Raw genomic sequence first — 23,862 nt, 5'->3', positions numbered from 1 at the left:
AAACGTCTCAAAAATGAATGAAAAATTAAAAATTACGTTAAAAGGATCTGTTAATATTTTACCTTTACTAATTCCTGTAGTTCCCTTCGGAATAATACTTGGTGCAATTGGAATGGAATTAGGTTTTAGTGTTCTAGAAACTTTTGCAACTTCATTTGTTATTTTTGGAGGAGCATCTCAAATAGTTTTTTTACAATTATTATCTGGTGGGGCTTCCCAAATTATTGCAGTTTCATCTGCATTTGTTGTTAATTCTAGACATTTTTTGTACGGTGCAACTTTTAGTGAGTATTTAAACAAACTTCCGATGGGTTGGAAAATTATCTTATCATATTTATTAACCGACCAAGCTTTTGCTGTATCAAATACTTATTTTAGAGCAAACGAAAATAATCGTTTAAAACATTATTATCTTTTAGGATCTGGTTTTACACTTTGGACTATCTGGCAGATTTCAACTTTATTAGGAATTTTTTTAGGATATATAGTTCCAGATGAGCTAGGTTTAGCTTATACAATCCCACTTACATTTATTGCGTTACTGGTAAATTATTTCAGAAAAATTGATCATCTTATTGTTATTTTAGTCTCGGGAATTTTGTCTCTATTATTATTTAATGCACCTTTAAAATCTTACATCATCTTATCTAGTCTTACTGCATTATTTGTAGGTTTCTTAATTATTAAATTTAAAAAAGGAAATAATTCATGATTTGGGCAGGAATGGTTGCTGCAGGAATTCTAAATTTTTTGTCAAAATTTTTATCTTTAAATTATTTTGATGCGAGTAAAATGAATCCAATAGTTAGACAGATTTTAGCATATGTACCTTCAGCTATATTTCCTGCAATTATTTTTCCAGCAATATTTTTAAGTGAAACTGGAAATTTAGATTTAGAAAATAACCCAAAAATATATGCATCAATAGTCGCTGTCATCATAGGAGTTTTAAGTAAAAATATTATTGCGACAATAATTTCAGGTTTAGTTGCTTACTGGATAATTATATTTGTTTAACATGAAATATTTAATTATATTAATTTTGAGCATATCGTTATCTTCTTGCTCATTTATATATCAACAAGATGAAGTAAAAGATGTTGATCCTAAAAATTTGAATACTTCAATACCCAAATTTAAAGAAATAGACTTTCCTTTTGTTCATGAATTTGAAGAGGGCAATGGTTTCGAATTTTTAGGTGCAGCATTAATTGATGCAAACAATGATGGTATAGAAGAAGTTTTTATAGCTGGTGGGCAAGGACAAGATATTCTTTTTCAATTCAAAGATAATGAGTTTATCGTTGTTAATAATCAAGATTTTTTGAGTTCCGAAGTAAGTTATGGAGTTTTGAGTATTGATTATAATAATGATGGAAAATCAGATATTATAATTTGTAGAAATGATGGTGTTTATCTTTATTTGAATAAAGGAAACTTTAGATTTGAAGAAAAAAGACTTAATTTTGATTTAGGAAAAGATGTTACAGCAATTGCAGTTACAGCTGCTGATTTGAATAATGACAATCACTATGATTTTTATTTTTCAACTTTCATAAATTCATCAAAATTTAAAAAAGCAACATTTAACGACGTAGCTCATGGAAAACCAAATAAACTTTTTGTTTCCAACTTTGATGAAAATAAACTTACATTCATAGATATAACCAATGAAAGTGGAACAGCGGTAAATCAAAATACTTTTTTGTCATCATTTGTTGATTATGATAATGATGGCGATTTAGACATTGTAGCAGCTTTGAATACTGGACGTCCTACTGTTTTTAGAAATGATAATAAGAATAAATTTACTGAACTACCTCATTTGTCTGATTACGGCTTCTGGATGGGCCTTGCTATTTGCGATTTTAATTCTGATGGTTTTCAAGATATTTTCATGTCTAACGCAGGAAACACTATTCCAAAAAGATTTGTTAGGGGAGATTTGTTAAATAACCAAAAAGTTGATGTTGAATGGTTGCTGTCTGAGTACAACAAGAAAACAAAAAAATTCATTAATACTTCAAAGGAAAAAGGTTTAAATTCTTTAGAATTTGCCTGGGGAGCAGCTTGTGGTGACATAAACAGAGATTCAACAAATGACTTGATAGTCATGGAAAACTATAGAGGTTGGTTTGTGCATAAATGGAGCAAGGCTCCAGGAAGATTATTATTAAACCATGACAATAAGTTTTCTTCAGTCACATCGATTGCCAATGTTGAAAATTTCAATTTTGGTTTAATCCCACTAATTTCAGATTTTAATAATGATGGTTATTACGATATGGTCTATGTCAATGTATTGTCAGAAACAAGAGCTTTCATTAACAAAGGTCCTGTTACAAAACCAGATTTTGTAAAAATAATTTTCCCTGAAACCGCAAAATTTGTAGGGGCAAAGGTTAGCGCTAAATCAGATAAAGATAGAAATTTTTATTTCCAAATAACAAATGGGCAAGGTTTTATGTCGGATCAAACCAATTCTTGGATTATAGGTTTGGATGAAAATGAAAAAATTGAACACATTGTGATTGATCTTATTAACGGAAATAGAACTGAAATTAAAAAGATACCTAAAAATCAAACAATAAAAATTAATAACTAACTTTTTTAAGCAGGAGAATATAATTCAGCCAGAAAAAATTTCTGACTTATTTATAAAATTCTTGAAAAAAACAAACTAAACTTTATAAAAGGTTCATGAAAAAAATTTTTCTAATAACTTTTTGTTTTTTTATTTTTAATAGCAGCTCAATATCAAAAGAAACAACTTTTAAAAAAGAATTATTTGATAAAGCTCAAGCTGATGGCAAGGTTGTAATTGTTAGTTCTTGGATTAAATATTGTACATCTTGTGCAAGTCAAATGAAGGTTTTAGATAAAGCTAAAAATGATTTTGATAATATTGAATATTTTAAATTTGAAGTAACAAATAAAGAAATTGCTCAAATGTTTGATGTACAATATCAAACAACACTTTTGATTTTTAAAAATAACGAAGAGATTCATAGATCTATCGGCCAAACTGAGAAAGATAAGATCTATTCAATTATTCAATCTGCTTTATAATCTAAGACTTAAAAGCCAAAAAGATCCCAAGATTAAACAAGTTCCTGAAAACTTACCAATCAAAGACAAATCTTTTTTGAAAAAGTTTTCTTTAATATAGTTCACTAAATAAGCATATATTAAGTCAGAAATTAAACCTAAAGTACAAAAAATTATTCCTAATATTATTACTTGATTAAAAGTATCTTGATTTAAGTCTAAAAAGACCGGAATGATACTTGCCATCATTACTAACATTTTTGGATTTGACCAAAGTACTAAATATCCATGTAAATAAAAATTTTTATTATCTTTAATTTCTAATTTAATATTTAAGTTTTTTGAGTCTCTGATCATTACAAAACCCATATAAAATAGGAAGAGTATCCCAATCCATTGAATAATATTTAGAAATGTTTGAAAATTTTTACTTAATAAATCAAATCCAAATGCATAAATGACAAACATTGATGCTGCACCACTTACAGTTCCAATAACAGTTTTAACTCCAGCACTTAAATTATACCTCAACGTATTAGCAACAATGACAGATACTGATGGACCAGGAACAATCATGAATAGTATTACTGTAAATATGAATGAAATATATGTAGTCATTTTAGTTATTTACTTTTAAAGACACAAACCTTTGTCTTTCCAATTTTTTAATCCACCAATTAAATGATAACAATTAGAAAGATTATAAGATTTTGAAATCTGAACTGCCAGAGTTGATCTATGACCATGAGCACAATAAAAAAGTATTTTTTTATTTATCAAATCTTTTTTATTTTCTTCTAAGTATTCATTAATTTTATTCATTGGAATAATTTTACTATCTTTAATTATTCCATCTTTATCAATTTCACATTTTTCTCTTAAATCAATTAATAAAGATTTTTCATCTTCTTTTATTTGATTGAATTTCTCAGGCTCAATTCCATTGTTTACTTTTTGCTTATTAAAATCTATTCCTAATTTCAAATTACTCGGAACGGCTATATCCATCATTTGTGGGTCTGGAAGATTAAGATTATTCATTATTTCTACATACTCATCTACTGATTTTACCTGTAATCTTGGATTAAAATTTTTCTCTTCTCCAATAGTGCTAACTGTTTCTCCTTTATAATCATGTGCAGGATAAACCAATGTATCTTCATGAAGCTTTAGCAATTTATTGAATATAGAATTATAAGAATCTTTTGGATTTCCATTTTGAAAATCAGTTCTACCTGTGCCCTTAATCAATAAAGTGTCACCGGTAAAAACTCTATCTTTCATAAGATAGCTAAAACTTTCAAAGGTATGACCAGGTGTATAGATAGCTTGAAGATCAAAACCGTCACAAGGTATTTTATCTTCATCACTCACTCGCATTGCAACTACATCTGCTGGAGTTTGATCTCCCATTATAGTTACACAGTTTGATTTATCTCGAAGTTCAGCTATACCAGAAATATGATCTGCATGAATATGGGTATCGATTACTTTTACCAACTTCAAATCAAGATTTGTTAAAATACTCAAATATTGTTGAACATTTTCCAAAACAGGATCGATTATAACTGCTTCTCTTCCTTTTCCTGATGCTATCAAATAAGTATATGTGCTTGATTTTAAATCAAACAACTGCCTAAAAATCATAATGTTAATTTATCATATGTGAATTTGCTTAAAAGCAATTATATAAAAGTTATGAACACGTCTAATATTGATTGGAATTGTAAGTATACATGGAAATCAAGTGCAAAGAATACTGCATGGTGTGTGCTTGGTTGTGCAATAGGTGATTTTGGAACAATATTATTTTTTCAACTTTCACAAATTCCTTTTCCAGTCTTAGGGATAATGATCTTAGCAATAATAAATGGATTAATTACAAGCATAATATTAGAAACAATAATTTTAATGTTGCAAAACTTTAGTTTATCTAATGCACTTAAAACAGCAGCAGGTATGAGTTTAATTTCAATGATTAGTATGGAAGTTGCAATGAATTTAACTGATTACATTTTAACAGGTGGTGCCACGTTAACTTGGTGGGTTGTACCTATAATGTTAACATTAGGATTTTTAACTCCTTGGCCATATAATTATTGGAGATTAAAAAAGTATGGATTAGCTTGTCATTAATTAAATCTACTAATTATATTTTTTAAATAATAAAATAAAGACATAGCTCTAAAAATCATGAATAGACAAAGTGAAATCCAAACTCCAGTATTTGAATAATATTTTGTTAATACAATTGAAATAATTAAATAACAAAATACAGAAAACATCATGGCATTTCTTAATTCTTTTGTTTGAGAAGCTCCAATAAAGATACCATCAAATTGATAACAAAAGGATGCAATAAACGGTAAAATAATTAACCAAATTACAAATGATGAACTTAATTTTTTCACTTCATCAATGTCTGACATCAAGTTAATTGCAAAATCATTAAATAGAAAATAGATAATTGAAATTATAAATCCAGTTATCGAACTTAAGATAAATGAGTTTTTTAAAATTTTTTTAAATAAAGATAAATTATTTTTCCCTATAGAATAACCAACCATACCTTCAGTTGAAAAAGCGTAAGCATCTAGAATAAATGCTGATAAAAAAACTAGATTTATTAAAATTGTATTAGCAGCAACATATTCTTCTCCAATATTTGTACCTAAAAATGTGAACCATAAAAAAGAAAATGTTAGAAGGATTGTTCTTATGAAGATATTAAAATTGATATTAAAAATATTTTTTAATTTTGAAATATTAAATATTTCATCAAAATTTAGAGATAATTTTGTAATTTTTCCAAGGTAAATAAAGGTGTAAATTAAAAAAATTGCAGATGTGATTAAAGCTGAAAACAATGTTCCATAAGCAACACCCTTAATATTCAAATCATATTTTGTAACTAAAATTATACTTAAAAAGATATTCAGAATTGAAAAAAAACCCACAGCAATACTTGAAATTTTAGTTTTCTGTAAGCCAACAAAGAGGCCTGTTATTATATAAAGTGTTAACTCACCAGGAGCTGAGTAAATTCTTATTTTAAAATATTCCTTATAAAGTTCTTGAGTTGCAATAGATAATTCAAAAACTCTTAAGCTTAAATAAAGAATATAATTTTGAATTATTATTAAAATAATAGAAATTATTAAAACAAATAATAAATTTCTTGTAACAATGTTGGTTATCTCGTTAAAATCTTCTTTGCCATTAGCTTGAGAAACCATTCCCACTGTTCCCATTCTTAAAAAACCAAAACTCCAAAATATCATCGAAAATAAATTAGCAGCAACAGATGTAGCTGATAGATATGATAAATTTCCTAAATTTCCCATTAGTGCGGTATCGATAATACCGACCATTGGAATAGCAAGATTGGCAAAAAAAATTGGTATAGAGAGTTTTAAAATGTAACTAATTGATGGTTCTTGCATTAAGAAATATGTTTCAAAATTTTATTTGCAGGTTTGGTTTTTGAAATCCATTCTTTTGGAATACCTTTAATTCCTTTCAAAGCTGCAAAATAAGCTCCAACAAAATTTGCTCTCGAACAATTACATCCACCAGCTTTTATAGTTTTATTAATAGCACTTTTGAAGTTATTAGATGTAATAATCGCATGAATTGATCCATTAAATGTACCAGGATAGCTACATGCTTTACCAAATTTTTTTACAATAAATGTATGTGGTTTATTTCTATTTTTCTTAACTTTTAAAATATTTTCTATCACTTCTTTAAAATAATGATCATTTTTGTATTTTTTTAAAAAAGAATTGACTGGATCTTTATGTTTTTGATCAGCAAAATTAATGATTTCAAATTTTGCTAATGCGAATTGTTCGCTTAACCTCTTATTCGCAACAGTTTTAATAATTGATTTGCTTTTACCTAGTGATTGACTTTGTAAATAGTAGGGTAAAGTTGCACAAAAACCATCAGATTCATTTACTTTTTTACCACCTGTAATTTTTTTTTTTGATTTTATATTTTTAATAGTTTCCATTATATTTTGATGGATCCATGGGCCCCTAATAGGTTTTGTCCATTTAATTTTTTTATATTTTTTTCTGAACTTTAAATTTTTCCAATAATTTGAACCAGGACCAAAATTCTTAATTATGTTTGTTTTAAAATTATCAATTAATTTTTTCTTATCTTTAGTATCTACAAGAGTTTTAAACATTACTTGCCCTACATCATTATATCCAGAGACTTCCCCAGTATTTATTGAATAAAAAGGACACTTGTTGGTTTTTAAGAATGCTATTTCTTTTCTATTTTTTAGATAAGATTTTAATTTCTTTTCATCATATACCCAGTGCAATGGTCTAGCCGCTGCATCGGCAACTGTTGCTCCTAAAAAAATATGAAGTTTTTTTAACATTAGTTAGTAATACTTTATTTAAATTAAAATAAAATTAATTTAAATTAAATTATGCCTCAACTAAAAAATTGGGATAATAAAACTTGGCTTTCTTCAAAAGAATATATTGATAATTTTGTAAAATTTTTAATAAAAAATAAAAAACTTAATAAAGACTCAAATATTTTAGATATAGGTTGTGGTAGAGGTAAGATTTTAGGAAAACTAAAAACTAAAACAAAATTAAGAAATAAACCAATTGGAATTGATCCCGTTAATCATAAAGACAAAGATCGAAACATTATATTTAAAGAAATTGATGCTTTTAAATTTTTCAAAACTAATAAAATAAAATTTGATCTAATTATAATAAAACAAACAATTCACTTTTTTCCATTAAAAGATATTCCAAGATTAATCAAATATTGCCAAAATGCTTTGAATAATGATGGAAAATTAATGATTTTTTCAATAAATGAAAAACGAACCCAAATCCCAACTTTTTCAAAAATGGGAAAAAAATTTAATCAATCTTTGAAGAAGGACTTTTTAATAAAAAGAAAAATTTTAAAAAATAACAAATATATTAAAAATCAAATTTTTGATTTTAATGTTAAAATTAAAAAAAGCTCATATCTAAATATGATTAAGCAAAAATATATCTCAGTCCTTCTTGATTTTAATAAAGAAGAATTAGACCAAGGAATGAATGAAATTTATTTGAAATATCCAAAAATATTGAAATTTATCGACTCACTTAATTGTTTAATAATTAACAAGACTAAGTAATTTTTTTTAAAATATTTTCCTTAAAAATAACCTTATGAATGATTACAGCTGAAATGTGTAAAGAAATTAAAACAATTAATGAGTAATTTGCATATATATGAATGTCATAAAATATTTCTGCTAATTCAAAATTATTTTTTATCTTAATTTTACTAATAAAAACATTTAATGTTTCACCACCTAAAAGTTTCTTTAATGCTCCTGAAATAGTAATGGTAAAAATTACCAAGTATAAAAATATATGGTTTAATTTGGCAATTAATTTCTGACCTTGAAAAAGATTATGATTTAATAGTGGAGTAGGATTAAATATTTTATAAATTAATCTAAAAACTGTCAGATAAAATATAATAAGTCCTCCTATAACATGATAGTTTTCTACAGTTATTCTTGTTTCACCAAAATCAAGTGCAACTAAGTAAAATCCAGCAGGAATTTGCAATAATAATAAAGTTGCTGTTATCCAATGAAATAATTTTGAAATAATACCGTATTCAGATATAGTATTTAAAATCTTCATATGAAATTAAAACATATCACATCATTTTTTAAAAATATTTTGTTTTTAAGTTTTTTTATAGTTTTTGCGTTACCTGCTAATTCTGAATTATCAGTAGAAGAAATAATCAAAGGTAGAAAAGCAATTTTCAGTAAAAATTATAACACTGCAAAAAGGGTTCAGTCGCTTTCTGTAAGTGGAGATTTTGAGGAAGCAAAAGAATTAATGAAAGAAATGAGTGAGAATTATAAAGATTTATTAAGTTACTTTCCTGAAAATTCAAAAGAGGGTTTTAAAACAGAAGCATCCCCAGCAATTTGGGAAAATAAAGATGAATTTAACGATTTAATGAATAAATCTGCAAACGACATGATTGAACTTGCTTCTATTATAGAGGCAACTGATAATGTTAAAGGATCACTTGGAAAACTGATGTGGTCAAATTGCAAGGCTTGTCATTCAAAATTTAGAGCAGAACACTAATGTCTTTTAAAGAGAAAATGATTATCGAATTGCGACCTATTGTAATAGCATTGATATTTATTTTCATTTTTGTCCCTCTTTATAATATGTTCCAATAATTCTTAATGGACAAAATTCAATCACACGCTAAATTAGTAATCGTTGGTGGTGGTATTATGGGCGTTAGCCTTCTTTATCATCTGACAAAAGAAGGTTGGAGTGATGTTGTGCTTATTGAAAAAAGTGAACTTACTTCTGGCTCGACCTGGCATGCCGCAGGACAATGCCCCCATATGTTAACAAGCTTAAATCTTGCTAAGATCCACTTACACTCAACTAATCTTTACAAATCTCTTGAGAAAGAAACTGAACAACCAACAGGTTTTCATGAAACAGGAAGTTTAAGACTTGCTTATACTAAAGAAGATCTTGAATGGTTTGATTACACTAAAGGACTTTTGGATGTAGTTGGCTCACCTTGTTCAATAATTTCTACTGAAGAAATACATAAATATCATCCCTTTATTAAACTTGATGGAATTAAAGCAGCTTTCTTGACACCAGAAGATGGATACACAGATCCAACAAGTACAACTAATGCATTAGCAAAAGGCGCAAGAAATGGAGGAGCAAAAATTTATAGGAAGAACAGAGTAACTGATATTCAACAGTTACCCTCAGGAGAGTGGAAAGTAATTACAGAAAAAGGAGACATAGTTTGTGAGCATGTTGTTAATGCTGCAGGAAGTTTTTGTCCCGAGGTTGCTCAAATGGTTGGTTTAAAAAATGTACCGAGTATCAACATGGTTCATCAATATTTAGTAACAGACTCTCATCCAGAAATAGAAAAACTTGATTATGAATTACCAGTTGTGAGAGATCCTGAATCTTCTTCGTATTTAAGACAAGAAGGAAAAGGGTTATTAATTGGTCCATACGAAAAAGATGTTGCAGCATGGGCTCTAGATGGAATGGATTGGAAGTTTGATATGGAATTATTGGAACCTGATCTAGATCGAATTGCTGACCATTTAGAAAAAGGAATGGATCGAATTCCTCAATTTAAAGATGTTGGGATTAAAAAAATAATTTGTGGACCAATAACTCATACTCCAGATGATAATTTTTTAGCAGGACCAGCACCAGGACTTAAAAACTTTTGGATGTTTTGTGCAGCAAGCATTGGAATAGCTCACGGTGGTGGAGCAGGTAAATATATGGCGCAATGGATTGTTCACGGAGATTCTGAAATTAACATGATGGAATTTGAGCCACGTAGATATATGAGCTGGGTAAATAAAGAATATTCAGTAGAAAAATCGAAAGAACAGTACAGAAGAATGTATGTAACGCCATTACCTCATGATGTAGTTGAAATTGGAAGACCAATGAAAACAACTACTATTTATGAAAAATTAAAAGATAAAGGCGCAGAATACTTTGATCTATATGGATGGGAAAAACCAGCTTGGTTTAACAAAGATAAAGTTAAAGAAGAACTTAGTTATAAAAGAAATAACATTGAGCCTTATATTAAAAAAGAATGTGAAGAAGTTCATAACAACGTAGGACTAATTGATCTTTCAACTTTTTCTAAATATGAAATTACAGGAGAAGATAGTTATAAATTTTTAGATAGATTATGTGTTAACAGAATTCCCAAAAAAGATGGCAGCATTGTTTTAACGCATATACTTAATGATATTGGAAGAATTCAAAGTGAGTTAACAATTACTAAATTAAAAGATAATCATTATTATGCATTATCAGCAGCAGTTTCAGAAATCAGAGATTTAGATTGGTTAAATCACAACAAATTAAAAGATGAAAAAGTTGAGATTAAGAATGTTACACTAGACAGAGGTGTGATTGGGATTATTGGACCAAATTCAAGAAAAGTACTTCAAAAAATAACTGATACTGACCTAAGTAATGAGAATTTCCCTTGGTTGAAATCTAAAGAGATAAAAATAAAGGATATGAATGTGGTTGCTCTTCGAGTTAACTATATGGGAGAGCTAGGTTGGGAGCTTCATCACTCAATGAATGATATGGCAAAAATCTATGATCTTTTATGTGAAGCTGGTGAAGAATTTAACATAATTGATTTTGGTGCTCATGCCATGAATTCATTAAGAATGGAGAAAGGTTACAGAGGTTGGGGAACTGAACTCACACCAGAAATAAGTGTTGTTGAAGCAGGTCTTGATAGATTTTTTAATTTAGACAAAAAAGATACTTTTATTGGTTCAGAGGTTGTTAAAAGACTTAAATCTGAAGGTGGAAAGATAAAATTAGTTTACATGGAAGTTTTCGCAAAAGATGCTGACGCTCATGGTAACGAACCAATTTATTTAAATGATAAATTAATAGGATTAACCACATCTGGAGGATTTGGTTATCGAGTGAATAAAAGTTTAGCCTTTGGTTACGTGGATACAGAACATGCAAAAATTGGACAAGAATTTTTAGTTGATATTCAAGGAGAAAAAATAAAAGCAGTTGTTATTGATGAACCTGCATTTGATAAGAATAACGACAGATTAAAATCATAATAAATGATACCCAAATCAGTTTCTGAACATTTAGAGGAATATATTTGCCAAGAAGTTTATGTTCAAATAGCAGTAATTAAAGGCAAAGATAAAGGAACTACAAAAGCTGCCATAAATAAATATTTTAGCTCAAATCATTTTAGAGATTTATCTGAAGGAAGACCATTTGATCATTTTATCGATGGGTTAAAAGATAAATGTTTAGGAAAATTAATTAATTCACCCATGAGAAACACAAAATCAGAAGATGAAGTAATTTTAGAATTACAAAATAAACTCAATACACTAGATGAAGCTAAGCTGAATGATACTTATTGGGAAATAGAAACAGGTGAATATTTATCTGGAGCGCAAGTTAAAGAACTTGAAAATCAAAGAGACGAAATGATTAAAAATTTAGATTTGTCAAAAGATCAAAAAAAATCTGATACTGTGTATGAGACAATAATTAGTTTTTGTAAAAAGTATGAAGACTTGTGTAAAGTTAAATATCCAGAAGCGCCTTTACCGTTAGAAATCTCTAAAAATTTAATTTAATTTTAGAGGGTCGCCCTTTAGCTTATCTACCAAAGGGCTCCTCTATGTTGCCTCTGTGGCTTTTAAATCCGATTGGATTTTAGTTTTTTTTACTTGATTAAATAAGCTTGGCTTCAGCTAAGTATCAGGTGGTGTTAATTGTTTCATTCTCTACCTCCTTATAAATAAGCTTAATAAAACTTAGAAAAGTTTTCAATTTATTTATTTTATTTTGAGGCAAATATATTAATTGAATACAACCAATTGATTTAGTAGTATCCCGATAACAATTTTAACTCCCCTCACAAGTGAATCAAAAAAATTTTAAAGTATCAATTTAAAATTTTTCTGTTTAAATTTATAAATAATTAATCAAAATGATTTTTATGCAAAAATATATAAGCGGTTTAATAAATTTAGTTGTTTGTTTAGTTATTTCGACAATAATTATTTATGCTTTGAATATTATAGCTGGCTTTGCAGGAGCTGATTATAATTTCACTCATGGTGAAGCATTTATGGTTTGGATCTTAATGGCTATATTAATAAATAATTGTTTAAGAAAATAATTTTCTTAAATGAAAAAACTGTCACTTAAAGCAAAGTGTTTATGCGGCAACATTAGCTTTAAAACCTCTGGCTATCATAGGGATGTTCAAAATTGTCATTGTGTACAGTGTTTAAAAACACATGGACATCATGCAGCTTATTCAAAAGTTGAAGAAAAGGATTTAAAATTTTTATCTAAAAAATCATTAAAGTGGTTTAAATCTTCAAAAAGAGCCAAAAGAGGGTTTTGTAGTAATTGTGGGGCTAGTATTTTTTTTAAAGTGATAGGAACAAATTCAGTATGTATTGCTGCAGGCATATTTAATAATCCAACAAAATTAAAAACTTCTATAGAAATTTTCACTAAAGGAAAATCTGATTATTACAAAATAAATAGTAAATTACCAAAATACGCTAGATATCCTAAAGGCTAAATAAAAGCTTTAATCATTACAATTAAGATAGTAATAATTCTTTGTGCCAAATTCAGATAAAATTAACTACAAACTATATTCAAATTTTTTAAATTCTTTAGCAAAAGATTTAACTAAGTTTTATTTTGCAAAGCTTAATAAAACTTTCAAGATTTCTAATAAGCTTAAAGGTAAAGGATACGATCCTGTAACTACATCTGATAAAGCTTTTGAAAAATTCATAAGATCAAAAATTCAAAAAAAATTTCCAACTCATCAAATAATTGGTGAAGAATTTGGGTTTAAAAAAACAAAAAGTGATTTTTCATGGGTAATTGATCCAATTGATGGCACCAGATCTTATGTGATTGGCAATCCAACATGGAGTAATTTAATCTCACTAAATTACAAAGGTAATCCTGTTGTAGGTTTAGCTAATTTTCCTGTTTTAAAAAAATATTATTACAATGCATCAGATAAAGTTTCTTACGTGGTTGAAAATGGTAAGAGAAAAAAAATTAAGGTTAACAAAACTGCGTCAATGAATAACGCAAAAGTTTCTATAGCTTTTCATAATGTTCTTTCACCTAATCAATTAAAAAAGATTCCAAAAATTATAAAAATGATGCAATTTCCCTGTGTAGATGCTTTAAGTTACTCTCATTTAGCTGAAGGTAAACTTGATGTTGTTGCTCAATGCTCAAATAAAATTTGGGATATTCATCCTTTAATTCCAATCATAAGAGCCGCAGGTGGAGTAGTTACTACATGGAAAAATGAAGATGCTGCAAAAGCAGGTCATATTCTTGTAACTACAAATTTAAATATTCATAAAAAATTTTTGAATTTATTAAAACCAGTTTCTAAATAGTGAAAATATTTTTTTTAATATTATTTAATTTTTTTTTATTAACAAATAATCTAATTGCAGATAATCCTTTAGAGAAAAAAATAATTAGCGCCAAAAGTTTCATAGAGATAAAATTTGATTTATTTTTTACAAAAAATAAAAATAGGTTAATTGCTTACAAACAAATGCCGGCAATGATTGTGTATCAAAATATTGATGCAAGATCTAAATTTAATGACCAAGAAGAACTAATTATAAAAGTAAAAGCAACAATGGATAAAAGTAGATATAAGAAAAAAAAATATTTTCCAAAAAATTCCGATTGTAATTCTTTACGTAATAAATGGCTTACTGGTTTAACTGGTTATAGTTTTTTTACTCATAAAAGAAATTATAAAGTTAGTGAAGATGATTTAGAACAAGTTCTAAAAGATGAAATATACGATATAGATGATCTCACAGATAAAGAAGTAAATGAGTTAATTGAAAAAACTAAAATTGAAATTGAAATACTTCACCCAAATAAATTAAATAGTATTTCTTGTTCTGGTAAATTAACCCAAATTACTTTGGATTAGTTTAATTTTCCTAGATAGTTTACCATTACAACACCAATAATAATTAATACTATTCCAATAGTTCCATAGATATTTGGCACTTGATTGAACTTAAGTACAGCAAAAAGAACAACTCCAGTTACAGTTAAACCACTATATGTAGAGTAAGCAAATCCAACTGGAAGAGCTGACATTGCTTTGGCTATAGAAAACATTGTAATACACATAAATAATATGCATAAAATTGATGGAGTAAGTTTTGTAAAGCCTTCTGAAATCTTTGCAAAACTATTTGAAGCTATCCCAAAGACAATACCATTAGCTAAAAATAGATATCCTAGAAGTGGTTTCATGATTTATAATAATGAATTTTTGAATACTTTTGAATAACAAATATCTTAATTATTAGACAATTTCGTATTCAAAATTTTGAGTTGCTTCATTTATTTGCAAAAGTTTTGCACCATTTTTAGTATGAAACTTCGTTGCCATTTCTGTAAGAGGCGAAAGGGTTATTAGACGATTTAAATGATTAGAAGCTTTTATTTTTTTAAAAACTTCTTTAACGATTAATTTACCTCCACCTTTTTTCTTAGACCAAACAGTATAGGCGATTGCAATTTGCCCAACATTTTGATCTCTCATAGCACTTTGTAAAAATGCGTCGTGACTGAATTTGTTAAGTTCTTCCACTGTCTTTGGTATTTCATTGGTATATGCAAAACACATAACCGCATGTATTTCACCCCCATATTCAACGCCAAATATTTTTCTTCCATAGCTTGATCTAAATGCATTATCTAATTCTGGTCTGACAGGATCTTCAGATGTATCACATTCATTGAGTTCGATTAATTTTGCTCCTTTAACCCAATCAAAAAAATTTGTGACTTTTTGATTTAGTATTTGTCGATTTTTTCTAATTCTAGCTTTTATTCTTGGTTTGATTTTCTCAGCAATTTTTTTCACATACTGCGAGGATAGTTTTTTAATTGTAGAATTTCAATGTGTATTAAAGCCAATTTGGAAATGGTAAATTTTTTGACTTTAAAAACTCTTTATTAAACATCTTTGTTGAGTATTTTTCGCTTTTATCACAAAGGATTGTCACAATAGTTTTTCCAGGGCCTAATTCTTTACCTAATCTTATAGCCCCTGCTATATTAATTCCACAGCTTGTCCCTAAACTTAAACCTTCATTTTGAATTAGATCATATAAAATTGGCAAAGCCTCAGAATCTTCAATTGAATAAGCATCGTCTATTTTTGCATTTTCAAAGTTTTTAGTAACTCTACTTGATCCAATACCTTCAGTAATTGATCCACCTTCTGATTTTAATTCACCATTTTTGATATAGTTAAAAAGCGCAGAACCCTTTGGATCTGATAAATAAATTTTAATATCTTTATTCTTTTCTTTTAAAGCATTGCTAATTCCAGAAATTGTTCCTCCAGTTCCAGATGAACAGACAAAACCATCTATTTTTCCATCAGTTTGTTTCCAAATTTCCTGACCTGTACCCTCATAGTGTCCTTTTGCATTAGCTGTGTTATCAAATTGATTAGCCCAAACAACACCATTGTTATTTGTTGGTCTAAGCTCATCTGCAAGTCTTGCTGCAACTTTTACAAAATTATTATCATCTTTATATGGTTTTGGTGGCACCAATCTTAACTCTGCTCCTAAGTTTCTTAATAGATCTTTTTTCTCTTGAGTTTGATTGTCATTCATTACAATAATAGTTTTATATCCTAATGAATTGCCTAAAAGTCCTAAACCAATTCCAGTATTACCTGCAGTTCCTTCAACAACAATACCACCTTTAGAAATTAATTTTTTCTCTTCAGCATCTTTTAATAAAGCAAGCGCTGCTCTATCTTTAACTGATCCACCTGGATTTAAAAACTCAGCTTTACCATAAATATTACAACCTGTTATTTCTGATGCAGCTTTTAATTTGATTAAAGGAGTGTTTCCTATCCCCGAAATAAAATCATTTTGAATATTAGACATTAATCTAATCTTGTATCACCACCTGGTGCAATACCATAAGGTTTAAATTCATTTGTGGCTGTACCAACATTTTTTGCAGGTATTCCTACCATCACAGCATTTTCAGGAACATCTTTTGTAATCACTGCATTCGCTCCAATTTTTGCATTTTCACCTACAACCACTGGTCCTAGTACTTGTGCACCTGATCCAACAACAACATTATTTTTTAAAGTTGGATGTCTTTTAGTATTTCTTTGAACATTTGAATTTATACTTGGAGCAATACCACCTAAAGTTACCATATGGTAGATAGTAACATTATCACCAATCTCAGATGTTTCTCCAATTACAACACCCATACCATGATCAATAAATAAATTTTTTCCAATTTTTGCACCTGGGTGAATTTCTATTCCAGTTAAAAATCTTGAAAACTGAGATATAATTCTTGCAGCTAAATCAAACTTGGCTTGATAAAAAAAATTTGAAATTTTGTGAAAAAAAACAGCTTTAACTCCAGGGTAAGTTAAAATTAAACTCAATTTTGACTTTGCTGCAGGATCTCTATCAATTATTGATTGTAAATAATCATTCATAACAATTTTGTCCGGTTGATATCAATCGGAAGATGCATATATAGTGACTATATAATTAATTAAAAGACAAAATATGTACAAAAATACCAACTGTTTCCATCTAGCTATCCCTTGTGGTGACTTAGAAAAAGCGAAGAAATTTTATAGTGAGTCGTTAGGTTGTAGACTTGATAATGCAGATCAAGAATGGGCAGATGTTGATTTTTGGGGCAATGAATTAACTCTTCATGCAAGTGAGCATAAGTTAGATAATGAAAGACATGACGTGGATATGGGAAATGTGTCTGTCCCACACTTTGGTGTCCACTTATCAAGAAAAGATTTTGATGCTTTAAAAGCAAGATTAAAAGAAAGAGGTGTAAAATATTATGATGAGCCTTATTTGAGATTTAAAGGTACTAAGTATGAACAAGAAACTTTCTTTGTAAAAGACCCTAATGAAAATATTTTAGAGATCAAAACTCTAACCGCAAATCCGGAATAATTTTTAAAGGAAAAACAAGGTATTATTTTGTCCAGAGGGACAAATTAAATCTTTGACTAGTATCTTCAATTTTAGTTAACATAGGTTTTTAATTATAATTAAGGAGAGAGATAAAATGAAAATAATTAAGTCTACACTTGTAGCTGGATTAATTTCTTTATTAACTGCATTTTCATCGTACGCTGAAAAAGTTAAAATTGGAGATCCAGGTTGGACAGGTGCAACTGCTATAGCAAATTTACTTGCAGCAGTAGTTAATGATAAAATGGGTGGTGAAGCTGAATTAGTTCCAGGTAACAATACTGCAATTTATGCAGCTATTGAAAGAGGAAAAGGTGAAATCGATGTTCACCCTGATATCTGGTTACCAAACCAAGAAGCTTATACTAATGACTTAGTTCCAAAAGGAGCATTAAAGTTAAGTAGTAAACCTTATGAAGGAAACCAAGGTTACTGTGTAACACAAGACTTTGCTAAAAAAATGAACATCACTTCTATCTTCGATTTAGGTAGACCAGAAGTTGTTAAAGCTATGGACAGTGATGGCAATGGTAAAGGTGAGTTTTGGATTGGTGCAGACGGTTGGGCTTCAGCAAATGTAAATGAAATCAAAGTAAGAGATTACAAATTACTTGATGCTGGAATTGAGCCTATCAGAGCAGCAGAAGCAGTTAAGAATGCAAGAGTATTAGACTCTATTAAAAAAGGTGAAGGTTACGCGTTCTATTGTTACAAGCCTCATGCAATCTGGGGAATGGCTGATGTAGTAATGTTAGAAGAGCCAAAACATGATCCTGCTAAATATAAAATGGTACAACCAAAAGCAGATCCTGATTGGAAGAAAAAATCTTACGTTGCTTCAAAAGATGCTCTAAAGCAAATCCAAATTGGATGGGCTACATCTTTAGAAAAACAATCACCAGCTATTGTTGAATTTTTCAACAACTTTCAATTAACAGCAGATGATGTTTCATCTATGGCGTACGCAATATCAGTCGAGAAAAAAGATCCAGCTGCAGTTGCTAAAGCTTGGATGGATGCAAATAAATCTACTGTTGATGGTTGGTTAGGTTTATAATTTTAAATCAAATCTTAGACCCGGCAGCTAAACTGCCGGGTTTTTCATATAAAATTTTCTTATGTCTAAAGAAACAGTCGGTTGTGAAATAAAAATCGAAAACGTTTGGAAGGTTTTTGGTAACACCAACAAAGATGCTTTAGATGCTATTCAAAATAAAAATATTTCAAAGCAAGAAGCTTTAGAAAAATATAATTCTGTTATTGGTGTCTCTAATGTTTCATTTGATGTAAATCCAGGTGAAATTTTTTGTGTTATGGGTTTATCAGGCAGTGGTAAATCAACATTAGTTAGACATATCAATAGATTGTTAGAACCTACCTCAGGAAAAATATTAATTGATGGTCAGGATGTTATGAAACTTGAAAAAGAAAAACTTCAAGATTTTAGAAATAAAAAAATTGGCATGGTGTTTCAAAACTTTGCTCTTATGCCTCATCGATCAGTAATTGATAATATAGCAATGCCATTAGAGATAAGAGGAGTAAATAAAAATAGAAGATATGATCAAGCAAATAAAATATTAAATATTGTAGAACTCCATGGATGGGGAAATAAATATGCGCATGAGCTATCTGGTGGTATGCAACAAAGAGTAGGTTTAGCTAGAGCTTTGGCGGCAGATCCGGAAGTACTTTTAATGGATGAACCTTTTAGTGCATTAGACCCTCTAATTAGAAGACAATTACAATTAGAGTTTATTAAACTTTCAAAACAAATGAAGAAAACAACCGTTTTTATTACTCATGATTTAGATGAGGCAGTAAAAGTTGGGCATAGAATTGCAATCATGAGAGATGGGAAGGTAATTCAGGTTGGAACACCCGAGCAAATTGTAACAAAACCTGCTGATGAATATGTTGAAGATTTTGTGAAAGGAATTTCAAGATTAAAAGTTGTTGAAGCAAAATCAATTATGACACCTATTGATCAGTTTAAAAAAGAGAATGGCAAACTTCCAGATCAAACAATTAAAATGAAAGAAAACGATATTCTAAGTAAATTAATTGAACAATCAGTAACAAATAATGCTTCATTAATTATTTCAGATAAAAACGATAACGATATTGGAGTTATTACTCAGCAAGAATTACTCAAATCAGCAGTAGAGGGTCAAGATGAGTAATTTAGAAATACAAAATAAAGATGAGATAAGAAATTTTGTAAAAACTAACCAAGATTATTACATCAATAATTTTGAAGCTATTGGTAATAGCTCAAAGTATGTATTTTCATTTAATATCGTTGCATCTTTATTAGGCTCAATTTGGTTTGGTATAAGAAATATTTGGAACTATGCATTAGCTTTTTTAATAATAGAAACATTTGCCATCGTTCAAATAATTAGAGGGTTTTTTGGAAATATTAGCGCTGAAGCTTATGAGAAAATTGAGAAAATTGAAGCAACAATTGCTTTTAGAAAGAAACAACTTCAAGTAGCTATAGAAAATAATCCAGATAAAGTTGAAATGTTTGAGAGAACAATTGCTTCTTTAGAAAAATCTGTAAGTGAATTTTTAGCAGAAGCTCAAAGGGTGGAGGCCTCAGGAGTTTGGATAGCAATTGGAGGAATTTTATTATTTATTGTAATTAGAATTGTTCAAGGAATGTTTGCAAATACTATTCTAGAAAAAAGATTTTCTGAATGGTTATCAAATAAAACTTTAAGTCCTGGAATGGAAATTAAAAACTTTTTGATCAGTGGAGTATTTTCATTAGTTATTATTTTATTTTCAACAATTCATTATAGTTTCCCAAATTACATGGATGTTATGAAAGATTTTCCTACTCATCCAGACATTAGATTAAACTCAATAGCAGGAGTGGAGGGAGCATTTGATTATTTGGTTTTAAAAGGAGAAAGAGTATTTGATGCAATTACTTTTGGAATTAGATCAGTATTAGACTCGTTAGAATTATTATTTGTTAAAACACCTTGGATAGTAATTATAAGTGCAATTGTTTTATTAACTGGTCTATCAGCTGGAGCTAAAGCTGCAATTTATTCAGCTGCATTTTTAGCCTACATGGGTTTTTTAGGTTTTTGGATTAAGGCAATGACAACTTTAGCATTACTTGGAACTGCCGCATTACTAAGTATCATAATTGGAATTCCACTTGGAATTTATTGTTCAACACGTCCAAGATTTTATTCATTCATTAGACCTATAATGGATTTCATGCAAACAATGCCAGCCTTTGTATTTATGATTCCAGTTATCGCATTCTTTGGCACAGGAAAGGTTGCTGCAGTTATTATCACAATGATCTTTGGTGGAACACCTGTTGTAAGGTTGACTGTTTTAGGTTTAAGAGGAGTGCCTCAAACAATAAGAGAAGCTGCAATCGCTTATGGCGCATCTAAATGGTATTTGCTTACAAAAGTTGATATCCCACTTGCAATGCCAACCATACTTGCGGGTGTTAACCAAACTGTAATGTTAAGTTTAGCGATGGTTGTAGTTGCATCATTAATTGGAGCAAAAGGTTTGGGACAAGATGTATTAGAAGCACTTCAATATGCAAATGTTGGCCAAGGTATACTTGCAGGTATAGCAATATTATTTGTTGCTTTATTATTAGATAGGATTGTACAAGGTAAGAAAAGAGTATAATTTTTTTCTTGATATAAATAATAATTAATATATAAGTTTGCTAGCGCTGATTTAATATCAACTTGCAGAGCGCTTAAAAATAACTGCTAAAGCGATATGTTAACCACCGCTTTAGTAGGTGGTTTTTTTTTGCTCTAAATATTTTTATTTAATTATCGTAAGGCATTTGAACCATATTGTGCGCCTAGCAAAAGCTGAAGCACTAAAAAGGAGAAAAAAATGTCAAATACTGACAATCTCAAAGAGACCATCGGTAGTCTCCAAAAAGAACTTGCCGAAAATCCCGATAGAGCAATACTTTCTTATAGCAGTTTATCAAAACTTAAAGAAGGTCTTCAATCAAAAGCAACATTAAGAAATCACAAGCTGACAATAGATGAACCTACTTCGTTTGGCGGTAAAGATGAAGGACCAAGTCCAGTCGAGCTTATTTTGGCTGCATTAGGATCTTGCCAAGAGATAACTTACAAAGCTTTTGCGACAGCTCTTGGAATAAAACTAAAAAGTGTAAGCGTTAAACTTGAAGCTAAACTTGATCTAAAAGGTTTTTTAGCAATAGATGATAAAACTAGGCCTGGTTTTCAAAATATAGAGGGAATAGTTAAAATAGATTCTGATGCTCCAAAAGATCAATTAGATAAGTTAATTGATGTTGTAAATGCACATTGTCCAGTTCTGGATATCCTTCAAAATAAAGTTCCAGTTAAATTATCCCAGACGATAGTAACAGATATTGACAATAAACTTGTTACAAAAGTGGCATAATTTAAATAAAACTATCAAGCCCTTAAACCCCCTCTTTAAGGGCTTGTAAGTCTTTAAAATGAAAAAATCAGTTTAATTAATTTATACTTCAAAAGTAAAAAAATTAAATTTTACATCCTTGTTATTAAATAATAATAACATTTCATGGAATATTTATTATTGGGTTTTTTTACTAGCCTTAGTTTAATCTTGGCCTTAGGACCTCAAAATGTTTTTGTAATAGAACAAGGTTTAAAAAAACAATATGTTTTTTTAGTTTGTCTTATCTGTTCGATATCAGATTGTATTTTAATCTTTGTTGGTATTTTTTTATTTCATTACTTCAGCCAATATTTTAATTCACTAATTGAGTTATTATTTAATATCGTACTATTAGTTTTTTTAGGCCATTTTATTTATTCAAAATTTAAAACGCGTAATGAATATGTAGATTTAAATCAGAACAAAAAAACTATTCCAGTAGCAAATATTATTCTTAAAACATTAGGTTTTACCTATTTAAATCCACATGTTTATTCAGATACTGTTTTTATTTTAGGAAACTTTTCAAAAAATTTTGATTTAGTTCAAAAAATAATTTTTGGGATGGGTGCTTCATCGGCATCATTTTTGTTTTTCTTTTTATTAGGGTATGCATCAAATTATTTTTCAAAACACTTAAATAGTAAAGAAATATGGAAAGTGATTAATTGGATAATTATTGGAATTATGAGTGTATTAACTCTCTATGTTGTAAGAGAAATATATATTTCAATTATTTAAAAATTCTTCGATAATTTTATTTACTTTATCAGGTTCTTCTAAATGAGCATTATGACAACAGCCATTAATAACTTTAAGCTCACTATTTGAAATATTTTCATTTAAAGTTTCTACTTGTTCATAATTATATGAAACATCTTTATCTCCCCAAATAATTAAAGTTTTATTTTTGATATTTTGTAAATTTGAAAAACCATTCCAATTTTTCATTGCATTAAGAGCATTATTAGCAGTTTCTTCAGAAACATTTTTTGCTGCTTTTTCGCATAGATAATATTCTTTATCATCATGACCTTTAACAAACCATTTAGCTGGTACTCTATCTATAAATTTTTTAATTCCTTCATTTTTTAATCTCAAAATAGACTCGTCCATTGTTTCAAATCGACCAGGTATTTCCCCAATTGAACTTGTTGCAAAACAAATTAGTTTATCAACTTTTTCACCTGCAATTTTTGCTATTTCTTGAACAATCATTCCTCCCATTGAATGGCCTATCAAATGAAATTTATTAATATTTTTTTGTTCAATTATATTTATGACAAATTTTGCCATGTCATTGATTGAGCTTAATGATTGAGCTTTATAACTCTCACCAAATCCAGGTAGAGCTGGTGAAATTATTCTATAATTTTTTTTAAAATATCCTTTTTGATATTGCCACATTTCTGATGAGCCAAGAAAACCATGAACAAAAACAAATGGATGACCATTACCTTGATCATCTACAAAAAGATTGTCCATTAATAATTAGAGTTCACAAGTCATGTCCTGACCACAGCATAATGGTGATTTTATTTTACCGTGATTATTAGGACATTTAGAAACCTGAACTTCAGCTCCATCCTCAAGTTTTAGTGAGTCATTTACCAATGGTTCATTGCATTTTCCACAATTTGCATTTACTGACATTCCACATTTTGGACAGTTATAAGTTGCCATAAAATTAACTC

Annotated in this window: 30 protein-coding genes and 1 riboswitch; of the genes, 19 read left to right on the top strand and 11 right to left on the bottom strand. The window is 28.8% G+C overall.

The features are described from left to right. Nucleotides 1–13: 13 nt before the first annotated feature. The 4 genes from ACTT9P_RS05940 (at nucleotide 14) to ACTT9P_RS05925 (ending at nucleotide 3,069) form a co-directional block, all read left to right on the top strand. Nucleotides 14–712 carry an AzlC family ABC transporter permease gene (locus ACTT9P_RS05940; RefSeq protein ID WP_440909771.1) on the top strand — a complete coding sequence of 233 codons (699 nt, stop codon included), beginning with the start codon at nucleotides 14–16 and terminating at the stop codon, nucleotides 710–712. Then, nucleotides 709–1,017, top strand: coding sequence for an AzlD domain-containing protein (locus tag ACTT9P_RS05935; RefSeq protein ID WP_440909770.1), 309 nt, complete (start codon nucleotides 709–711; stop codon nucleotides 1,015–1,017). The genes ACTT9P_RS05940 and ACTT9P_RS05935 overlap by 4 nt, the downstream gene beginning before the upstream one ends. 1 nt (nucleotide 1,018) lies before the next feature. Then, nucleotides 1,019–2,605: a CRTAC1 family protein gene (locus tag ACTT9P_RS05930; RefSeq protein ID WP_440909769.1), complete on the top strand. Its 1,587-nt coding sequence runs from the start codon at nucleotides 1,019–1,021 to the stop codon at nucleotides 2,603–2,605. A gap of 95 nt (nucleotides 2,606–2,700) precedes the next feature. Beyond that, entirely contained in the window at nucleotides 2,701–3,069 is a 369-nt protein-coding gene (locus ACTT9P_RS05925) for a thioredoxin family protein (protein WP_440909768.1), read from the top strand. Here the strand turns inward: ACTT9P_RS05925 and ACTT9P_RS05920 are convergent. Both ACTT9P_RS05920 and ACTT9P_RS05915 read right to left on the bottom strand, forming a co-directional pair. Next, on the bottom strand, nucleotides 3,064–3,666 hold the full coding sequence (locus ACTT9P_RS05920; RefSeq protein ID WP_440909767.1) for a LysE family translocator: 603 nt from the start codon (nucleotides 3,664–3,666) through the stop codon (nucleotides 3,064–3,066). The two genes, ACTT9P_RS05925 and ACTT9P_RS05920, sit on opposite strands and share 6 nt — an antisense overlap. Before the next feature lie 15 nt (nucleotides 3,667–3,681). Beyond that, a complete protein-coding gene (locus ACTT9P_RS05915; protein ID WP_440909766.1) occupies nucleotides 3,682–4,695 on the bottom strand; it encodes an MBL fold metallo-hydrolase in 1,014 nt (337 codons plus the stop codon). Between the two features lie 51 nt (nucleotides 4,696–4,746). Between ACTT9P_RS05915 and ACTT9P_RS05910 the strand changes: the two genes are divergently transcribed. Further along, nucleotides 4,747–5,184, top strand: a complete 438-nt coding sequence (locus ACTT9P_RS05910; protein WP_440909765.1) for a DUF4396 domain-containing protein — start codon at nucleotides 4,747–4,749, stop codon at nucleotides 5,182–5,184. On the opposite strand, the gene ACTT9P_RS05905 is transcribed toward ACTT9P_RS05910, so the two are convergent. Together ACTT9P_RS05905 and ACTT9P_RS05900 are read right to left on the bottom strand one after the other, a co-directional pair. After that, the gene (locus ACTT9P_RS05905; RefSeq protein WP_440909764.1) at nucleotides 5,181–6,491 is read right to left on the bottom strand and encodes an MATE family efflux transporter; all 1,311 of its coding nucleotides are present in this window, start codon (nucleotides 6,489–6,491) and stop codon (nucleotides 5,181–5,183) included. The genes ACTT9P_RS05910 and ACTT9P_RS05905 overlap by 4 nt on opposite strands. Then, nucleotides 6,491–7,444, bottom strand: coding sequence for an ADP-ribosylglycohydrolase family protein (locus ACTT9P_RS05900; protein ID WP_440909763.1), 954 nt, complete (start codon nucleotides 7,442–7,444; stop codon nucleotides 6,491–6,493). Before ACTT9P_RS05900 ends, ACTT9P_RS05905 begins: the two co-directional genes overlap by 1 nt. Nucleotides 7,445–7,495: 51 nt before the next feature. Between ACTT9P_RS05900 and ACTT9P_RS05895 the strand changes: the two genes are divergently transcribed. Continuing rightward, a complete protein-coding gene (locus ACTT9P_RS05895; RefSeq protein WP_440909762.1) occupies nucleotides 7,496–8,212 on the top strand; it encodes a class I SAM-dependent methyltransferase in 717 nt (238 codons plus the stop codon). Here the strand turns inward: ACTT9P_RS05895 and ACTT9P_RS05890 are convergent. Next, complete coding sequence (locus ACTT9P_RS05890) at nucleotides 8,205–8,732, bottom strand: cytochrome b (protein WP_440909761.1); 528 nt, start codon at nucleotides 8,730–8,732, stop codon at nucleotides 8,205–8,207. The two genes, ACTT9P_RS05895 and ACTT9P_RS05890, sit on opposite strands and share 8 nt — an antisense overlap. Here ACTT9P_RS05890 and ACTT9P_RS05885 point away from each other — a divergent pair, their 5' ends adjacent. The 7 genes from ACTT9P_RS05885 (at nucleotide 8,733) to ACTT9P_RS05855 (ending at nucleotide 14,634) form a co-directional block, all read left to right on the top strand. Beyond that, a complete protein-coding gene (locus ACTT9P_RS05885; protein WP_440909760.1) occupies nucleotides 8,733–9,194 on the top strand; it encodes a cytochrome c in 462 nt (153 codons plus the stop codon). It abuts the gene before it with no gap. A gap of 104 nt (nucleotides 9,195–9,298) precedes the next feature. After that, nucleotides 9,299–11,728, top strand: coding sequence for an FAD-dependent oxidoreductase (locus ACTT9P_RS05880; protein ID WP_440909759.1), 2,430 nt, complete (start codon nucleotides 9,299–9,301; stop codon nucleotides 11,726–11,728). A 3-nt stretch (nucleotides 11,729–11,731) separates the two neighbouring features. Further along, a complete protein-coding gene (locus ACTT9P_RS05875) occupies nucleotides 11,732–12,265 on the top strand; it encodes a hypothetical protein (RefSeq protein ID WP_440909758.1) in 534 nt (177 codons plus the stop codon). Nucleotides 12,266–12,630: 365 nt separating this feature from the next. Beyond that, entirely contained in the window at nucleotides 12,631–12,813 is a 183-nt protein-coding gene (locus tag ACTT9P_RS05870) for a hypothetical protein (RefSeq protein ID WP_440909757.1), read from the top strand. A gap of 9 nt (nucleotides 12,814–12,822) precedes the next feature. Further along, nucleotides 12,823–13,227, top strand: coding sequence for a GFA family protein (locus ACTT9P_RS05865; protein WP_440909756.1), 405 nt, complete (start codon nucleotides 12,823–12,825; stop codon nucleotides 13,225–13,227). Nucleotides 13,228–13,270: 43 nt separating this feature from the next. Next, nucleotides 13,271–14,077: an inositol monophosphatase family protein gene (locus tag ACTT9P_RS05860; RefSeq protein WP_440909755.1), complete on the top strand. Its 807-nt coding sequence runs from the start codon at nucleotides 13,271–13,273 to the stop codon at nucleotides 14,075–14,077. After that, on the top strand, nucleotides 14,077–14,634 hold the full coding sequence (locus tag ACTT9P_RS05855) for a hypothetical protein (RefSeq protein WP_440909754.1): 558 nt from the start codon (nucleotides 14,077–14,079) through the stop codon (nucleotides 14,632–14,634). Before ACTT9P_RS05860 ends, ACTT9P_RS05855 begins: the two co-directional genes overlap by 1 nt. Here the strand turns inward: ACTT9P_RS05855 and ACTT9P_RS05850 are convergent. Genes ACTT9P_RS05850 through epsC form a run of 4 tightly spaced genes read right to left on the bottom strand, consistent with a single transcriptional unit; the run spans nucleotide 14,631 to nucleotide 17,205 of the window. Then, entirely contained in the window at nucleotides 14,631–14,966 is a 336-nt protein-coding gene (locus ACTT9P_RS05850; RefSeq protein ID WP_440909753.1) for an SMR family transporter, read from the bottom strand. The two genes, ACTT9P_RS05855 and ACTT9P_RS05850, sit on opposite strands and share 4 nt — an antisense overlap. Before the next feature lie 52 nt (nucleotides 14,967–15,018). Continuing rightward, nucleotides 15,019–15,582 carry a hypothetical protein gene (locus ACTT9P_RS05845; protein ID WP_440909752.1) on the bottom strand — a complete coding sequence of 188 codons (564 nt, stop codon included), beginning with the start codon at nucleotides 15,580–15,582 and terminating at the stop codon, nucleotides 15,019–15,021. A gap of 43 nt (nucleotides 15,583–15,625) precedes the next feature. Next, on the bottom strand, nucleotides 15,626–16,627 hold the full coding sequence (locus ACTT9P_RS05840; protein WP_440909751.1) for a cysteine synthase A: 1,002 nt from the start codon (nucleotides 16,625–16,627) through the stop codon (nucleotides 15,626–15,628). Then, nucleotides 16,627–17,205: a serine O-acetyltransferase EpsC gene (gene epsC / locus ACTT9P_RS05835; protein WP_440909750.1), complete on the bottom strand. Its 579-nt coding sequence runs from the start codon at nucleotides 17,203–17,205 to the stop codon at nucleotides 16,627–16,629. Before epsC ends, ACTT9P_RS05840 begins: the two co-directional genes overlap by 1 nt. A gap of 73 nt (nucleotides 17,206–17,278) precedes the next feature. On the opposite strand from epsC, the gene ACTT9P_RS05830 reads away from it, so the two are divergent. The 6 genes from ACTT9P_RS05830 to ACTT9P_RS05805 all read left to right on the top strand — a co-directional run bounded on the left by ACTT9P_RS05830 (nucleotide 17,279) and on the right by ACTT9P_RS05805 (nucleotide 22,909). Continuing rightward, the gene (locus ACTT9P_RS05830) at nucleotides 17,279–17,689 is read left to right on the top strand and encodes a VOC family protein (protein ID WP_014952984.1); all 411 of its coding nucleotides are present in this window, start codon (nucleotides 17,279–17,281) and stop codon (nucleotides 17,687–17,689) included. A gap of 115 nt (nucleotides 17,690–17,804) precedes the next feature. Continuing rightward, nucleotides 17,805–18,767, top strand: coding sequence for an ABC transporter substrate-binding protein (locus tag ACTT9P_RS05825; RefSeq protein WP_440909749.1), 963 nt, complete (start codon nucleotides 17,805–17,807; stop codon nucleotides 18,765–18,767). A gap of 61 nt (nucleotides 18,768–18,828) precedes the next feature. After that, entirely contained in the window at nucleotides 18,829–19,893 is a 1,065-nt protein-coding gene (locus tag ACTT9P_RS05820) for a quaternary amine ABC transporter ATP-binding protein (protein WP_440909748.1), read from the top strand. Beyond that, complete coding sequence (locus ACTT9P_RS05815) at nucleotides 19,886–21,382, top strand: ABC transporter permease (protein WP_440909747.1); 1,497 nt, start codon at nucleotides 19,886–19,888, stop codon at nucleotides 21,380–21,382. The genes ACTT9P_RS05820 and ACTT9P_RS05815 overlap by 8 nt, the downstream gene beginning before the upstream one ends. Nucleotides 21,383–21,533: 151 nt before the next feature. Further along, a riboswitch (SAM riboswitch) is annotated at nucleotides 21,534–21,598 on the top strand. 3 nt (nucleotides 21,599–21,601) lie between these two features. Continuing rightward, nucleotides 21,602–22,147: an OsmC family protein gene (locus tag ACTT9P_RS05810; protein ID WP_440909746.1), complete on the top strand. Its 546-nt coding sequence runs from the start codon at nucleotides 21,602–21,604 to the stop codon at nucleotides 22,145–22,147. 144 nt (nucleotides 22,148–22,291) lie between these two features. After that, a complete protein-coding gene (locus ACTT9P_RS05805) occupies nucleotides 22,292–22,909 on the top strand; it encodes a LysE/ArgO family amino acid transporter (protein WP_440909745.1) in 618 nt (205 codons plus the stop codon). Here the strand turns inward: ACTT9P_RS05805 and ACTT9P_RS05800 are convergent. Together ACTT9P_RS05800 and ACTT9P_RS05795 are read right to left on the bottom strand one after the other, a co-directional pair. After that, nucleotides 22,898–23,653, bottom strand: coding sequence for an alpha/beta fold hydrolase (locus tag ACTT9P_RS05800; RefSeq protein WP_440909744.1), 756 nt, complete (start codon nucleotides 23,651–23,653; stop codon nucleotides 22,898–22,900). The genes ACTT9P_RS05805 and ACTT9P_RS05800 overlap by 12 nt on opposite strands. A 6-nt stretch (nucleotides 23,654–23,659) precedes the next feature. Further along, nucleotides 23,660–23,851, bottom strand: coding sequence for a hypothetical protein (locus ACTT9P_RS05795; RefSeq protein WP_440909743.1), 192 nt, complete (start codon nucleotides 23,849–23,851; stop codon nucleotides 23,660–23,662). Nucleotides 23,852–23,862: the final 11 nt, after the last annotated feature.

Source organism: Candidatus Pelagibacter sp. (genome assembly GCF_052048095.1).
GTDB lineage: Bacteria > Pseudomonadota > Alphaproteobacteria > Pelagibacterales > Pelagibacteraceae > Pelagibacter.
The sequence above is the reverse complement of the archived record's forward strand: the minus strand, read 5'-3'. Positions and strand labels throughout refer to the sequence as shown.

What these genes read in the sequence shown, in the direction of transcription:
- ACTT9P_RS05935 (WP_440909770.1), top strand. Translation starts at nt 709, where the DNA reads ATGATTTGGGCAGGAATGGTTGCTGCAGGAATTCTAAATTTTTTGTCA.
- ACTT9P_RS05830 (WP_014952984.1), top strand. Translation starts at nt 17,279, where the DNA reads ATGTACAAAAATACCAACTGTTTCCATCTAGCTATCCCTTGTGGTGAC.
- ACTT9P_RS05795 (WP_440909743.1), bottom strand. Translation starts at nt 23,851, where the DNA reads ATGGCAACTTATAACTGTCCAAAATGTGGAATGTCAGTAAATGCAAAT.
- ACTT9P_RS05880 (WP_440909759.1), top strand. Translation starts at nt 9,299, where the DNA reads ATGGACAAAATTCAATCACACGCTAAATTAGTAATCGTTGGTGGTGGT.
- ACTT9P_RS05800 (WP_440909744.1), bottom strand. Translation starts at nt 23,653, where the DNA reads ATGGACAATCTTTTTGTAGATGATCAAGGTAATGGTCATCCATTTGTT.
- ACTT9P_RS05920 (WP_440909767.1), bottom strand. Translation starts at nt 3,666, where the DNA reads ATGACTACATATATTTCATTCATATTTACAGTAATACTATTCATGATT.
- ACTT9P_RS05905 (WP_440909764.1), bottom strand. Translation starts at nt 6,491, where the DNA reads ATGCAAGAACCATCAATTAGTTACATTTTAAAACTCTCTATACCAATT.
- ACTT9P_RS05825 (WP_440909749.1), top strand. Translation starts at nt 17,805, where the DNA reads ATGAAAATAATTAAGTCTACACTTGTAGCTGGATTAATTTCTTTATTA.
- ACTT9P_RS05930 (WP_440909769.1), top strand. Translation starts at nt 1,019, where the DNA reads ATGAAATATTTAATTATATTAATTTTGAGCATATCGTTATCTTCTTGC.
- ACTT9P_RS05890 (WP_440909761.1), bottom strand. Translation starts at nt 8,732, where the DNA reads ATGAAGATTTTAAATACTATATCTGAATACGGTATTATTTCAAAATTA.
- ACTT9P_RS05925 (WP_440909768.1), top strand. Translation starts at nt 2,701, where the DNA reads ATGAAAAAAATTTTTCTAATAACTTTTTGTTTTTTTATTTTTAATAGC.
- ACTT9P_RS05850 (WP_440909753.1), bottom strand. Translation starts at nt 14,966, where the DNA reads ATGAAACCACTTCTAGGATATCTATTTTTAGCTAATGGTATTGTCTTT.
- ACTT9P_RS05915 (WP_440909766.1), bottom strand. Translation starts at nt 4,695, where the DNA reads ATGATTTTTAGGCAGTTGTTTGATTTAAAATCAAGCACATATACTTAT.
- ACTT9P_RS05870 (WP_440909757.1), top strand. Translation starts at nt 12,631, where the DNA reads ATGCAAAAATATATAAGCGGTTTAATAAATTTAGTTGTTTGTTTAGTT.
- ACTT9P_RS05885 (WP_440909760.1), top strand. Translation starts at nt 8,733, where the DNA reads ATGAAATTAAAACATATCACATCATTTTTTAAAAATATTTTGTTTTTA.
- ACTT9P_RS05895 (WP_440909762.1), top strand. Translation starts at nt 7,496, where the DNA reads ATGCCTCAACTAAAAAATTGGGATAATAAAACTTGGCTTTCTTCAAAA.
- ACTT9P_RS05910 (WP_440909765.1), top strand. Translation starts at nt 4,747, where the DNA reads ATGAACACGTCTAATATTGATTGGAATTGTAAGTATACATGGAAATCA.
- ACTT9P_RS05805 (WP_440909745.1), top strand. Translation starts at nt 22,292, where the DNA reads ATGGAATATTTATTATTGGGTTTTTTTACTAGCCTTAGTTTAATCTTG.
- epsC (WP_440909750.1), bottom strand. Translation starts at nt 17,205, where the DNA reads ATGAATGATTATTTACAATCAATAATTGATAGAGATCCTGCAGCAAAG.
- ACTT9P_RS05865 (WP_440909756.1), top strand. Translation starts at nt 12,823, where the DNA reads ATGAAAAAACTGTCACTTAAAGCAAAGTGTTTATGCGGCAACATTAGC.
- ACTT9P_RS05840 (WP_440909751.1), bottom strand. Translation starts at nt 16,627, where the DNA reads ATGTCTAATATTCAAAATGATTTTATTTCGGGGATAGGAAACACTCCT.
- ACTT9P_RS05940 (WP_440909771.1), top strand. Translation starts at nt 14, where the DNA reads ATGAATGAAAAATTAAAAATTACGTTAAAAGGATCTGTTAATATTTTA.
- ACTT9P_RS05810 (WP_440909746.1), top strand. Translation starts at nt 21,602, where the DNA reads ATGTCAAATACTGACAATCTCAAAGAGACCATCGGTAGTCTCCAAAAA.
- ACTT9P_RS05820 (WP_440909748.1), top strand. Translation starts at nt 18,829, where the DNA reads ATGTCTAAAGAAACAGTCGGTTGTGAAATAAAAATCGAAAACGTTTGG.
- ACTT9P_RS05900 (WP_440909763.1), bottom strand. Translation starts at nt 7,444, where the DNA reads ATGTTAAAAAAACTTCATATTTTTTTAGGAGCAACAGTTGCCGATGCA.
- ACTT9P_RS05875 (WP_440909758.1), top strand. Translation starts at nt 11,732, where the DNA reads ATGATACCCAAATCAGTTTCTGAACATTTAGAGGAATATATTTGCCAA.
- ACTT9P_RS05815 (WP_440909747.1), top strand. Translation starts at nt 19,886, where the DNA reads ATGAGTAATTTAGAAATACAAAATAAAGATGAGATAAGAAATTTTGTA.